Origin of the sequence: Methylobacterium sp. WL69 (assembly GCF_008039485.1) — a bacterium.
GTDB lineage: Bacteria > Pseudomonadota > Alphaproteobacteria > Rhizobiales > Beijerinckiaceae > Methylobacterium.
On the sequence record NZ_VRUZ01000103.1, the window covers coordinates 1 to 13,495 of the forward strand.

Annotated in this window: 10 protein-coding genes; 4 read left to right on the forward strand and 6 right to left on the reverse strand. The window is 70.8% G+C overall.

All coding sequences use genetic code 11. From position 1 onward, the window contains the following. Positions 1-187 precede the first annotated feature (187 nt). The 3 genes from FV218_RS19345 to FV218_RS19355 all read right to left on the reverse strand — a co-directional run bounded on the left by FV218_RS19345 (position 188) and on the right by FV218_RS19355 (position 2,462). Positions 188-916, reverse strand: a complete 729-nt coding sequence (locus tag FV218_RS19345; RefSeq protein WP_056097442.1) for an amino acid ABC transporter ATP-binding protein — start codon at positions 914-916, stop codon at positions 188-190. Between the two features lie 89 nt (positions 917-1,005). Then, complete coding sequence (locus tag FV218_RS19350; protein ID WP_147711155.1) at positions 1,006-1,698, reverse strand: ABC transporter permease subunit; 693 nt, start codon at positions 1,696-1,698, stop codon at positions 1,006-1,008. A 41-nt stretch (positions 1,699-1,739) separates the two neighbouring features. Next, the gene (locus FV218_RS19355; protein ID WP_056097311.1) at positions 1,740-2,462 is read right to left on the reverse strand and encodes an amino acid ABC transporter permease; all 723 of its coding nucleotides are present in this window, start codon (positions 2,460-2,462) and stop codon (positions 1,740-1,742) included. A 650-nt stretch (positions 2,463-3,112) separates the two neighbouring features. Here FV218_RS19355 and FV218_RS19360 point away from each other — a divergent pair. After that, positions 3,113-3,481, forward strand: a complete 369-nt coding sequence (locus tag FV218_RS19360; RefSeq protein ID WP_147711156.1) for a hypothetical protein — start codon at positions 3,113-3,115, stop codon at positions 3,479-3,481. Positions 3,482-3,507: 26 nt separating this feature from the next. On the opposite strand, the gene chlG is transcribed toward FV218_RS19360, so the two are convergent. Next, on the reverse strand, positions 3,508-4,404 hold the full coding sequence (gene chlG, locus FV218_RS19365) for a chlorophyll synthase ChlG (RefSeq protein ID WP_056097308.1): 897 nt from the start codon (positions 4,402-4,404) through the stop codon (positions 3,508-3,510). Between the two features lie 229 nt (positions 4,405-4,633). Between chlG and FV218_RS19370 the strand changes: the two genes are divergently transcribed. The 3 genes from FV218_RS19370 to FV218_RS19380 all read left to right on the forward strand — a co-directional run bounded on the left by FV218_RS19370 (position 4,634) and on the right by FV218_RS19380 (position 7,586). Continuing rightward, positions 4,634-4,816 carry a hypothetical protein gene (locus FV218_RS19370; protein WP_056097306.1) on the forward strand — a complete coding sequence of 61 codons (183 nt, stop codon included), beginning with the start codon at positions 4,634-4,636 and terminating at the stop codon, positions 4,814-4,816. 314 nt (positions 4,817-5,130) lie between these two features. Next, positions 5,131-5,511: a response regulator gene (locus tag FV218_RS19375; protein WP_056097440.1), complete on the forward strand. Its 381-nt coding sequence runs from the start codon at positions 5,131-5,133 to the stop codon at positions 5,509-5,511. Positions 5,512-5,615: 104 nt separating this feature from the next. Further along, positions 5,616-7,586 (forward strand): AI-2E family transporter, encoded by a 1,971-nt coding sequence (locus FV218_RS19380; protein ID WP_056097304.1) that lies wholly within the window; start codon positions 5,616-5,618, stop codon positions 7,584-7,586. Positions 7,587-8,547: 961 nt separating this feature from the next. Here the strand turns inward: FV218_RS19380 and FV218_RS19385 are convergent. After that, positions 8,548-11,517, reverse strand: a complete 2,970-nt coding sequence (locus FV218_RS19385) for a response regulator (RefSeq protein ID WP_147711157.1) — start codon at positions 11,515-11,517, stop codon at positions 8,548-8,550. 77 nt (positions 11,518-11,594) lie between these two features. After that, entirely contained in the window at positions 11,595-13,013 is a 1,419-nt protein-coding gene (locus FV218_RS19390) for a pentapeptide repeat-containing protein (RefSeq protein WP_246685191.1), read from the reverse strand. Positions 13,014-13,495: the final 482 nt, after the last annotated feature.

Here is a 13,495-nt window from a genome sequence, read left to right on the forward strand (position 1 = left end):
CCGTCGTCCCATGCCCTCCCCCCCGATCCGCGGCCGGCCCGGCGCCGACGCGTCCGTCGAGCCGGCCCCGGAACGCCGCTCCGGTCAAGGGTTTCGGGAGCTGCGATGTCCCGCGGCTCGGGGGCCACGGCAATCCGCCCGCCCGGCCCCGCGGTCGGCGTTGCGGGATTTTCGCTGCGGACTCTTCTCAGTGCTGCAGGATCTTCGAGAGGAAGTTCTGGGCGCGCTCCGAACGGGCGTTGCCGAAGAAATCGTCCTTGGTGGCGTCCTCGACGATCTCGCCCTTGTCCATGAAGATCACCCGGTTGGCGACTTTCCGGGCAAATCCCATCTCGTGGGTCACGCACATCATGGTCATGCCCTCGCGGGCGAGCTGGACCATGACGTCGAGGACTTCGCCGACCATCTCGGGATCGAGGGCCGAGGTCGGTTCGTCGAACAGCATCACGATGGGGTTCATGGCCAGCGCCCGGGCGATGGCGACGCGCTGCTGCTGGCCGCCGGAGAGCTGGCCGGGGAACTTCTTGGCATGGGCGGACAGGCCGACGCGGTCCAGCAGCGTCATGCCGCTGTCGAGGGCGGCCCCGCGGTCGCGCCCCAACACCATGACCTGGGCCAGGGTGAGGTTCTCGGCGATGGAGAGGTGCGGGAACAGCTCGAAATGCTGGAACACCATCCCGACCCGGGCGCGGAGTTTCGGCAGGTTGGTGCGCTTGTCGCGCACGGGCGTGCCGTCCACCACCACCTGACCCTCCTGGAACGGCTCCAGGGCGTTGACGCACTTGATGAGGGTCGACTTGCCCGAGCCCGACGGCCCGCAGACGACGACGACCTCGCCCTTGTTCACGGCGGTGGTGCAATCGGTCAGCACTTTGAAGTCGCCGTACCATTTGCTGACGTTGGTCATGGTGATCATCGGGCCGTTGGTCACGGACGGGGCCGACGCGGTGTTCAGGGGGGCGCGCATGGGGCGATCCTCGATGGAAGACGTGAAGGGACGGGCGGTCAGCGGATGATGGCGATCTTCTTCTGCAACTGACGCACCGCCAGCGAAGCCGCGAAGCACACCGCGAAGTAGACGACCGCCGCGAAGAGATACATTTCCACGAGACGTCCATCGCGCTGGGCGATCTTCGAGGCCGCGCCCAGGAAGTCGGTGATCGAGAGCACGTAGACGAGCGACGTATCCTGGAACAGGACGATGGTCTGGGTGAGCAGGATCGGGGTCATGTTGCGGAAGACCTGCGGCAGGATCACCGTCCGCATGGAGGTCCAGTAGGTCATGCCGAGGGCCGAGGCGGCCGCCGCCTGCCCCTTGGGGATCGACTGGATGCCCGCGCGCATGATCTCGGAGAAGTAGGCCGCCTCGAACAGGGTGAAGGTCACGAGCGACGAGGTGAAGGCGCCCACCGTCATCGGGCGGTCGGCGCCCGTCACCCATTGGCCGAGATACGGCACCAGGAAGTAGAACCAGAAGATCACCAGCACGAGGGGCAGGGACCGGAACAGGTTGACGTAGCCCTTGGCCACCAGGGGGATCACCGGGAGCCCCGAGAGCCGCATCATCGCGATGAAGGTGCCGAGCACGATGCCGCCGACGGCCGCGAGGGCCGTCAGGGTCAGGGTGAAGCGCATGCCCTCGAAGAACAGGTACGGCAGGGAACTGGTGATGACGGAGAAATCGAAATTGGCGAGCATGGGAGGCTACCTCTGATGGGGCGAAGGCGAGGATGGCACCCTCAGCGGCTGCCCGGGATGGCGACCCGGCGCTCGATCCAGGACGAGATGAAGATCACGCCGACGTTGATGAGGACGTAGAGGATCGTGGCGGCGGTGAAGGCCTCGAACACCTGGAAGGAGAATTCCTGCATGGCACGGGCGCGGGCCGTGAGTTCGAGCAGGCCGATGGTCAGGGCCACGGAGGTGTTCTTGAGGTTGTTCAGGAACTCGGAGGTCAGGGGCGGCAGGATGATGCGGTAGGCGTTGGGCAGGAGCACGTGGCGGTAGGTCTGCCCCACGGTGAGGCCCAGAGCCGTGCCGGCCATCTTCTGGCCCCGGGGCAGGGACTGGATTCCGGCGCGGACCTGCTCGGCCACGCGGGAGGCCGTGAAGAAGCCGAGGCACAGGACGGCGGTGTAGAACGGCGCGTTGGGCAGCTGCTTGAGCCAGGACCCCCACTCTTCCGGCAGCACCTCGGGCAGGACGAAGTACCAGAGGAACATCTGCACCAGGAGCGGGATGTTGCGGAACAGCTCGACGTAGGCCGTGCCCACGGCGTTGGCGGTCCGGCTCGGCAGGGTCCGCATCACGCCGATGAGGGAGCCGAGGAGGAACGCGATGACCCAGGAGCACAGGGCCGTGACGATCGTCCAGGCCAGCCCCGACAGCAGCATGTCCGCGTAGGTGCCGGTCCCCTCCGGCGACGCCTCGAAGAAGATGCCCCAGTTCCAGTTGTAGTTCATCGCATCGTCTTCCTTGTGGGCGGGGCGGCGTCGGCCCCCTCGGTCGCGTCGATTGGGATGCCGGGTGGCCCCGCCCGCCCGGTCGCCCGGTGGCGCGGGACGCCGGGCGTCGTGCGGGGGACGCGCAGGACGCGGGCAGGCCAGTCCGGAGGGACGGGGATGGCGGTGGGAGACGGCTCGGCGCGGCCCGGGCATGCCCGGACGGACCCGCCTAGCATCAAACGGACCAAAGCGTGGCCGCCCCCGGCGCCCGCTTGGCTCGCGCACCCGGCGCTTGCTTGGCTGCTGTCCCGCATTCCGTCCGCGTCGATCCCCGTCGGGTGCCGCATGGCTGCGTTGCCCCTGGTGCAACCTCGCTGACTTCCGCGGGGGCGACAAGGGTTCGTGCGACGCGTGAGGGCCTGCCGGTTGTGGACGGCGGCCCGATGTCGCTTCGCGACGCGGGCGGCGGACGATCCTCGGCCCGGGGTGAGCCGGCCGGGGCCCGACGGTGGCCGGCACCTGGGCGTCCCAAGCATTCGGCGGACAAGAATTGCAAAAGACAGTTTTCGCGCGGGCGGAGAAAAATTACGTCTCGATGAAACCTGAATAAGCCCCGGATCGTAATTGAAAGAAGTGTCGAAGATTCACCGAAGGAGAAGGATCGTCCGATGCGCCCCGCTGCCTCGCCCCTCGCTCTGCTGTCCCTCGCCGTTTCGTCCCTCGCCGTCCTGGACCCGGTTTCCGTTGCCGCGCAGGACGGCGCCCGGACGCGTCCCGCACCCGCCTCCCGACCGGTCGATCCGACGAGCGACGAGACGGCGGCCGAGACCCGGCGCCTGATCCGGTTGGGGCAGGCCCGGCAGCAGGCGGTGGACGCCCGCAACACCCGGATCTGGAAACGGTGGGACTACGCCGTCTGCATCAGCTGCGGACCGATGCCGAAGCTGCTCCGGATCGTCTACACGACGCCCGCGCGGGTTCTCGCCGGATTCCTGGCGGCCGACGACGACGCGGCCCGCGGGTCCCGGCCCATCTGACGGCCCACCGGGCTCGTGCCCGCCCGTCAGGCCAGTGCGCGCGCCGCGAAGGCGCTCGCCAGCATGCCGGACACGTAGAGGGGCACGCCGAAGCCGCTGTACCACAGCGCCCGCTCCGTCGGGCTGGCCAGGAAGCGGCGCATCATCGCGGCCTGCCCGATGAGGAGCGCCGCGACGATGCCAGCCTCGAGCGGGCGGCCCCAGGCCAGGAGGAGGCCGATCACCGCCCCCTGCGGCACGGCCATGACCCAGCACGCCACCCGCGCGGCGCGCGCCGGCCCGAGGCTCGCCGGCAGGGAGCGGATGCCCATCTGGCGGTCGCCGGCCACGGACTTGAAGTCGTTGAGGGTCATGATGCCGTGGGCGCCGGCGCTGTAGAGGGCGGCCAGGATCAGGGATGTCGCCGGCGGCAGGGCGCCGTCCAGCATCGCCGCCGCCCCCGTCACCCAGGCCAGGCCCTCGTAGCACAGGCCGCAGGCGGCGTTGCCCCACCAGCCGTTCCGCTTCAGCCGCAGGGGCGGCGCGCTGTAGGCCCAGGCCAGGGCGAGGCCGAGGACGGCCGCGAGGAAGACCCAGAGTCCGAGGCTCGCGGCCACGGCCAGCGACAGGCCGGTCCAGGCCACGGCGATGGCGAGGCCCCATCGGCCGGGGATGCGGCCCGAGGGAATCGGCCGGTGCGGCTCGTTGATGGCGTCGACCTCCCGGTCGAACCAGTCGTTGACCGCCTGGCTCGTGGCGCAGACCAGGGGGCCGGCGAGCAGGATGCCCGTGAGGGCGACACCCCAATGGCCCGCGAGCGGCACGCCCGAGGCGACGACGCCGCACCCGAAGGCCCACATGGGCGGAAACCACGTCACCGGCTTGAGCAGCTCCAGCACCGCCGCCGGTGCCGGGGTGCCGGGATGGAGCCGCGTCCCGTTCATGCGTCCCTCGCCTTCGTGCCCCGCCTTCGCGCCGCACCCGAGGCTACCGGAAGGTTTTGGCATTTGGTAGGGCGGTGAAGCCGGTGGCCGCGCCCCCGTTTCGGGCCGCCGCGGGGCCGCGGTCCAGCTCCCGGCGCGCCCGGAGCCCGGGCGGCGCTCCCCGACCGATGCCCCCCGTGGCGGAACCGCGCCATGACCGTCCCACGCGTCCCCACCCGAACGGCTCGCCATGCTCACCGTCCTGCTCCTCCTCGCGTTCCTGGTCGTCCTCGTCGTCATGATCGTGCGGCGGCGCCATCTCGGCCGCCTCGCCTCCCTGGCGACCCTGCTGGCGGCGATGCTCGGCCTCATCGTGATGCAGGATAGCGGTCTCCTGCCGGGGCCCGCCTCGGCCCCGTTCACCCGGCGCTGACGTCTCCGCCCCGCCACGGCGGCCCCCGCGCGATCGGGCCGATCGGTTGGGACCGTTCGCACGACTCGTGCGTTCACAGCACGGTGAAGGGTCGGGGGCGTCGGCCGGGTGCGGCCGGGACCCGGCGGAGGATTTGCGTTCAGGGCGGCACAGGCGTGCGGGGCGCCGGCATCGGGCCGGGGCTCCTCCCCGCGCGCCGGCCCGGAACGCGGGTACGGACCCCCGGGCCTCGACGGGCACGGGACATGCGGGGCGACGGGCGCGGATCGGCCCGCGCGGTCGATCCCGCGCGAAGGCATTCAGGGGAGCGTATGATGGTGAAGATCTTGCTGGTGGAAGACCACGAGGAAATCTGGGACTTCCTGTCCCGCCGGCTGAAGCGGCGCGGCTACGAGGTCATCCTCGCCCATGACGGCGAGGCCGGCGTGCAGCAGGCCCGCACCGCCCGTCCCGACGTGATCCTCCTCGACATGAACCTGCCGATCCTCGACGGCTGGTCCGCCGCCCGCGTGCTGAAATCGGGCAGCGACACCCAGGGCATCCCGATCATCGCGCTGACCGCGCATGCCATGTCGGGCGACCGCGACAAGGCGATCCAGGCGGGGTGCAACGACTACCACCCCAAGCCCGTCGATTTCTCGAAGCTGCTGACCCAGATCAACGCCGCCGTCGGTTCGCCGGCGCCCGCGGCTTAAGGGCAAGCGCCCGCGGCATGAAAGCCTTCGCCCGCGACTCCATCCACCGGCGCGCCTTCCCGACACTTCCGTCGCTCTCCCCCTGACGAGACCGTAGCGTACCCATGAGCGACGATCCCATCACCGCCCGCCTGCTCCGGCAGGCGATGCCGGTCTTCACGACCCTGGCGTCCTGCCTCCTCGTCATCACCATCGCGGCGGCGCTCTATCTCGGGCGCGACATCTTCGTGCCGGTGACCCTCGCCATCCTGCTCAGCTTCGTCCTGGTTCCGGCCGTGCGCCTCCTGAGGCGCATCCGCGTGCCCCGCGCCCTGGCGGTGATGCTCGTGGTGATCGCCGCCTTCGGGGCGCTGCTCGGCATCGCCCTGCTCATCGCCAACGAGGCGGCGCAACTCGCTGCCGACCTGCCGCGCTATCAGCTCACCATGCGCGACAAGATCGCCTCCCTGAAGGAGGCGACCGCCGGGAGCGGCACCCTCACGCGGGTGATCGACATGGCGCAGGACATCGGGGCGCAGCTTCAGCCGGAGGCGAAGGACGCCGTCGCGGAGGCCGCGAAAGCCGGCAGCCTCGACCGTCCGCTCCACGTGCAGATCGCGGCGGCCAAGGTCGGATTGCTCGGGACCCTGGGCGCCTTCGCGGCCCCCATCCTCCACCCGCTCGCCACCACCGGCCTGATCCTGATCTTCACGATCTTCATCCTCCTGCAGCGCGAGGACCTGCGCAACCGCGCCATCCGGCTCGCCGGCTCGGGCGACCTGCGCCGGACCACGGCGGCCATCGACGACGCGGTGAGCCGCCTCAGCCGGTTCTTCCTGGCGCAGCTCTGCCTCAACATCGCGTTCGGATTCGTCATCGGCCTCGGCCTGTGGTGGATCGGGGTGCCGAATCCGATCCTGTTCGGCGTGCTCGCCGCCATCATGCGCTTCGTGCCCTACGTTGGGGCCGCCATCAGCGCCCTGCTGCCCCTCGTGGTGGCGGCGGCGGTGGACCCGGGCTGGACCATGGTCATCGCCACGGCGGCCCTGTTCCTCGTGGTCGAGCCCATCGCCGGCCACGTCATCGAGCCCCTGCTCTACGGCCATTCCACCGGGCTCTCGCCCATCGCGGTGATCCTGGCCGCCACCCTCTGGGCCTTCCTGTGGGGCCCCATCGGCCTCGTGCTGGCCACCCCCATCACCGTCTGCCTCGTGGTGCTCGGGCGGCACATCGAGCGCCTGTGGTTCCTCGACGTGATCCTGGGCGACCAGCCGGCCCTGTCGCCGCCGGAGATCTTCTACCAGCGCATGCTGGCGGGCGATCCGGCCGAGGCCATCGACCAGGGCGAGCTGTTCCTCAAGGCCCGGGCCCTGGTGACCTACTACGACGAGGTGGTCCTCGCCGGCCTGCTGATGGCGCAGGAGGACCTGGCGCGCGGCGCCCTCGATCGCGCGCGCCAGGGCGAGGTCGGCACGTCCCTGCGCACCGTCGTCACCCGTCTCGGCACCCGGCCCGTGCGCCGGGCGAAAAGCGGACGGGCGAAGACCGGCAACAGCGAGACCTCGGCGGCAGTGGCCGCCGTCGGTCCCGACCGGCAGGTCGCCGCCATCGTCCGCACCCAAGCCGACCTCGCCCCGGGCTGGCGCGGCCCGCGCCCGGTCCTGTGCGTGTCGAGCCGCGGACCGTTCGACGAGGCGGCCACCCTGATGCTGAGCCAGATCCTCGGCCAGCACGGGCTCGCGGCCCAGGTCATGTCCATGGCCGCGCTCCGCCAGGGCGAGCGGCCCGAGGTGGTGGAGGGCATCGCCATGGTGTGCTTCTCCTACCTCGAGCCGGTCAGCCTGTCGCAGATCCGCCTCAACGTCCGCCAGGCGCGCCAGGCGATTCCGGGCGTGCGGGTCCTGGTCGGGTTCTGGCGCGAGCGCGATCCGGCCACCCTCGAACGGCTGCGCCGGACGATCTCGGCCGACGTGCTGGTGACGTCCCTGAACGGGGCGCTGGACGCGGCCCTGCGCTTCTCCGAGCGCCGTCCCGACGCCGTGGAGGCCCCTGCCCCGGCGATTCCGCGCCTCGCTGGCCCCGCCGTGCCGGCCTGAGCCGCGCGAGGGGGCGCGTTCTCGCGGCTGCGCGCGTGAGCGCGTAACCCTCTCCCCTCTGCGGGCTACCGGAATCACGCATCCGCCCGGTGGCTCATATCAAGAGCCACAATGAGCCGGCATCGAGCACGACAGGCCCCCTCTCCCGGAAGGAGAGGGGACCCGAGCATCCCGCGAGATGTGTGAATGCCGTATCCTCTGCGGGAGAGGGTGCCTGCGGAGCAGGCGGGAGAGGGGCAGCGCGACTTTCCAGGATAAGGCAGTGCTCCCCCTCATCCGACCCGCTTCGCGGGCCACCTTCTCCCGCAGGGGGGAGAAGGATTTTTCGCCGCGGCGCCAGCGCCCAGACACCGAAATGTCTTGACAATATTCCTATTCCGTGGTTGTCTCCGCTCACTCGCCTCCCGCACGGGAGGCCCCCCGGCGGACCGGGTCGGGGGGCTCGGGGGGAGGAGACGGTGCCCCGCGTCGATGGCCCGGTCGCCATCGCCCCAGGCCGCGCCGGCGACGCAAGGTGCCCTGGACGGGGAGGCCGTGCTGAGGCTGGCTCCGGGACCCTGGGGCGCACCGAGAGAACGGACGGTCCGCCCACTACGAGGCGGGCTCGGGGCTTCGTGCCCTGATTAGTCGGCTGCCGCACCGGCGTTCCCGCGAGGGGCGTCGCGTCGAGCGGAGGTGGGCCGCCACTAGCCGAGTCGCCGACGCCGTGAAGACATCGTGACGAAAAACGGATCGGCCCCGAAACGGGCCGGGCCGGGGGACGCCGGGAGACCGGCAAAACTCAAAAAAACGTGGTCTCGCGGCGTCCCGCGTCTCCCGTTTCCCGGCCATCCCCCGCGCCACCGGCGGCGGGGCCGCAGCCGTGCGCGCCCTCAAAACCGGCCCCTCCCTTGCCGATCCTCCGCCGGGCAGGCTTTCGAGGCACACGGACACGGCAGGGGCCGACCCGGCCGCCCGGCCCTCATCCCCCGGGTGCCACCAGGGACCGCAGCGATTCCGACAGGTCGTTCAGGCTGAGGCGGCCCTTCTGCAGCACCCGGTCGGCCTGGCCCGCGAGGCGGCGGCGGTCCTCGGCGGTCACGTCCTTGGCGGTGAGCACCACCACGGGGATGTCGCGCCATTCGGGCTTGGCGCGCAGGGCCCGCAGGAAGCCGAAGCCGTCCATCTCCGGCATCATCAGGTCGAGGAGGATGAGGCAGGGTTTCTTGGCCGCCGTCGCCTCGAGGCCGGCGATGCCGTTCTCGGCGGAGGCGACCCGCCAGCCCTCGCGGATCAGCATTGCCGACATGCGCTCGCGGGCATCCGGGTCGTCGTCGATGATGAGCACCGGCCCCTCGGCCTCCGACGGCTTGAACCGCTCCATGGCGGTCTTCAGCTGGCCCCACTCGATGGGCTTCTGCAGGTAGTCCGTGGCGCCGAGGGAGAAGGCGAGGTTCTGCTCGTCGAGGACGGTGACCATGATGATCGGCGTGGCGCCGAGGTCCGGATCGGCCCGCAGGGTGCGCAGCACCGACCAGCCGTCCATGCGCGGCATGGTCACGTCGAGGAGGATGACCCGGGGCCGCAGGGCGCGGGCCCGCTCGACGCCCTCGCGCCCGTCGCTCGCCGTCGCCACGGTGAAGCCGTCCTTCTCGAGGAAGCGCGCCAGGAGGTCGCGGGTGGAGGGATCGTCGTCGATGATGAGGACGTGGCCGCCCGAGGCCATGTCGGAGAGGGGGAGACGGCGCGCCGCGTCCGCGCCCTCGTGCCCGATGGCCTCGAGGGGCGAGGTGCTGACGTACCGGGCCGGGACCCGGAGGGTGAAGGTGGTGCCCTCCCCCTCCCGGCTCGTGACCTCGATGGCCCCGCCGAGCATGTCGGCGAAGGCCCGGGTGATGGCGAGGCCGAGGCCCGTGCCGCCGAAGCGCCGCGTCGTCGAGGCATCGGCCTGGGTGAAGCGCTGGAACAGCTTGGCCTGCTGCTCGGGATTCATGCCGATGCCCGTATCGGTGACGCTGAAGCTGAGCCAACCGGTCCCGCTCGCCTCGCTGCGCGCGGCCGAGAGGGTGATCTGGCCGCCCTCGGTGAACTTCGCCGCGTTGCTCAGGAGGTTGATGAGACACTGGCGCAGCTTGGTCTGGTCCGTATGCGCCTCGCCGAGGCCGTCGCCGATGTCGAGGGCGAGGGTGTTGCCCTTCTTCTCGACGAGGGTCTCCACGGTGGAGGCGACGTCGAGTACGATCTCGGCGACGGGGAAGGTCTCGGCGTAGATCTCCATCCGCTCGGCCTCGATCTTGGACAGGTCGAGGACGTCGTTGATGAGACCCAGCAGGTGGCGCGCGTTCGCCTCGATCTTGCGCATGTCGACGAGGAGGCTCTCCTCGCCGAGATCTTCGATCTCCTCCTGAAGCATCTCCGAGTAGCCGATCACCGCCGAGAGCGGGGTGCGCAGTTCGTGGCTCATGTTGGCGAGGAACTGGCTCTTGGCCCGGTTGGCCTCCTCGGCCGCCTCCTTGGCGGCGGCGAGAGCCAGTTCCGCCTCCTTGCGCGCGGTGATGTCCGTGTGGGCGCCGACCCATTCGCGGATGGTGCCGTTCTCCTCGAGGATCGGCACGGCGCGGGCGGCCATGAAGCGCCAGGACCCGTCGTGGCGGCGGATGCGGTGCTCGATCTCGTAGGGCGACACGGTTTCCACCGCCCGGTTCCAGGCCGCCATGGTCCGATCGCGGTCCTCGGGGAAGATCGCCGCGACGAAGCCGTGGCCGGCCGCCGCCTGCGGGGTCTGGCCGGTGAAGCGGGTCCATTCGGACGGGGCGGCCTCGAAGCCGCCGTCGGGAGTGGTGGTCCAGACGATGGAGGCCGTGGCCTCCGTGAGGGAGCGGAAGCGCTCCTCGCTGTGGCGCATGCGCTCCTCGGAGAGCTTGCGCAGGGTCTCGTCGGATACGACGAGGCCGACGCCGTCGGCCTGGGTCCCGGCCGGCCCGGAGCTGCCGCGCAGGGGATAGAAGCTCATGAGGAAGTGGCGCACCCCGCGCGGGGCGCTCGGCGTCGGCACGGCGACATCGACGTTGGTGGTGACGAGGCCCTCGTCGCGGGCGGCCCGGAGCTTGGGGGTCAGCTGCTCCTGGAGCGTCGGCAGCATCGCCCAGATCGGCGCCCCGAGATCGGCCCCGAAGCCGCGCTCGTTCATGGTGGCGAGCGCCCGGTTCATGTGGCGGATGCGCAGATCCCGGTCGAGGAAGCCGAGGCCGACGGGGGCGTTGGCGAACACCCCGTCGAGGAGGACGGCCATGCGCTGCTCCTCGCGCCGGCGCACGAAGGCGAGGCGGCCGAGGAGGCCGACGGCTCCGAGGGCCGAGGCGATGGAGATCAGGAGCAGCACGAACGACCAGGTCCGGTCCTGCCCCTCGACCTCGACCAGCGTCGCGTTGGCCTGGTCCTGGATCACCTTGGCGGCGGCCCGGACCCCGTCCATGGTGCGCTTGCCCTCGCCGGTCCGCGCCACCGCCACGGCCGGGTCGTAGCCCTCGTTCCGGCGCACGGCGATGACCCGCGCCGCGAAGGTACGCTTGGCATCGACGAACGCGCGCAGGCGTCCGGGACCCGGGCCCGGGGCATCCCTGGTCAGGGCCTCGATGGCGTCGAGCTGTCCGCCGACGGTGCCCTGGGCGGCGTCGTAGGGTTCGAGATACTCTTCGGCCCCGAACAGCATGTACCCGCGCATGCCGGTCTCCAACTCGACCATGTTGGCGAGCAGGCGATCGCTCTGGGTGAGAATGGCGTGCTGGCGCGTCCCCTCGGCCCGGCGCACCTCGCCGACCCAATAGTTCGCGACGCCCGCCGCCACGGCGACGCCGATGAGCACCAGGGCGACGGGGGAGCTCGGCAGGCCGGCGAGCAGGCGCGACCCGCGCCTGTTGCCGGCGGAAGCCGAAGGGGTGGCTATGGTCATCGGGCGGCCTGGGAGGGAAATGGGAAAAGGGGGCGGCTCCGCGAGGAGCCCGGCGAATCTGGCACTCGCCGAACGCGTCAGCGCCGGAGGCGGTTGCCGAGGATGAAGCCGAACAGGCCCATGAGGATGATGCCCGCCGCGCCCTCGATGCCCACCAGCAGGTTGGTGAAGCGCCCGACGGGCTTGATGCCGATCTCGGGCGGGTTGGCCGTCATCATGTTGAGGGCGCTGTAGCTCACGAGGTCGAGGACGTTGTAGGTCGGGCTGCCGTCGCCGCCCTCGCGGATGAGTCCGCCGGCGACGCCGTAGAGCGCCGCGAACAGGCCGATGACGAGGACGAAGGCCCGCGCGATCCGCGACAGGCTCTCGCCGTAATCGCACAGCCACTCGACGAAGCGGTCGGCGACCCACTGGTAGCCGTGCCGGGCCAGATCCCGGCCGGAGCGGGCCTGCCAGGCCGCCCGCGCCTCCGTGCCCGCGTGGAACCGGCCCATGCGGCGGCCGCGCTTGTACGCCCAGCTCGCCTCGTCCTGGGCGCCGATGCTCTTGAAGTTCTGCTCCAGGGCGAGGTAGCTCGCCTGGGCCGCCTTGTACTCCCCGGTGATCTCCTCGCCGACGGCCCCGCCGAGCTGCTCGGCCCGCATCCGCGTGCCGTTGAGCCAGGCGCCGGCGAAGCGCACGTGACGCAGGGAGCAGGTGGAGAGGTTGAGCCGCACGAGGCTGGTCTCGGAAAAGTCGGCCCCGTCGATGGTCGCCCCGTCGAGCTTGACCCCGGTGAAGTTGGCGCCCCGCAGGCGCGAACCGGCGAGGTTGGCCTTCTTCAGGCTGGCCCCTTCGAAATCCGCATAGGTGAGATTGACGTTGCCGAGCTTCGCCTCGTCGAGGCGGGCGCCGCGAAACACGGTGTAGTCCGCATCCGCCCCCGTCAGGTCGGCACCCCACAGGTCGGTGCCGGTGAAGTCCGCACCGTCGAGGAGCGCGCGGCGCAGCTTGGCGAAGCGCATTGAAGCCTGTCCGAAGCGGGCATCCTCCAGCATGGCCTCGTCGAAATTGGCCTCGCCGCCGGCGATCTGGGTGAAGTGGGCCCCGCTGAGATCGGCGCCGCCGAGGTCCGCCTCCTCCAGCACCGCTCCGTCGAAGCGGGCCGAGCGGCCGAGGGCTCCAGCCAGGTTCGCGCCCGCGAGGTTCGCGCCCGCAAGGTCGGTTTCCTCCAAGGAAGCCTCGCGCAGGTCGGCGCCGGCGAGGCGAAGCCCATCCTGCTGGCTGTCCCACCAGGCCGGTACGGGACCGGACCGGACCGGATGAGTCGAACGACCGAGTCCGAGGCCCCGCAGGTCGAGGCCCCGGCAATCGAATCGTCCGACCGGGTCGGGATTTGCCGCGAAGGTCGCGATCCGGGCCAGCAGAGCCGCGACGCGCGGATCAGCCTCGACCGGGGGAGCATCCGTATCCGCCGGCGCGAGCGGGGTTCGGGCGGCGCCGGGTTGATCCGTCAAGGCAGGACTCTTTCGTTCCGAACAGGCATTCGAAGCCCGATCCGCGGCGGCGCGAACGGGAGCATCGCCCGGCGGTGTTCACGGCGCCTCGACCGGTGTCAAACCCGAACGGCGTCGCGCCCCTCCCCTGCCCGCCTTCGACGACGGCACAATGCTGCGGAAGACCCACCGGCGCAGGTCTGCCCGCACCGTGGAAGGCTGGTTGCGAGCATTGCCATCCGTCTGGCGTGCCCTGTCGCACGAGTGTCGTGTGATTTTCGCGCTCCCGTCATTTGCCCGTTGACGGCCCGGTCTGGGGTCCGTATACCCCGGTCATCGGCGGCGGCGAGCGGGACTTTCGGGTCTGGCGGATGCTGCGGCCGGTACATCTCGGAGACGATTTATCGGATGGATGATCCGGCCTTGGCTGGATGATCCACTGTTTTCGTCTCTCGGGTGTCGTTCTGTCGGCGGGGTGGTTTGGCGGGTTCGCTGGATTGTCC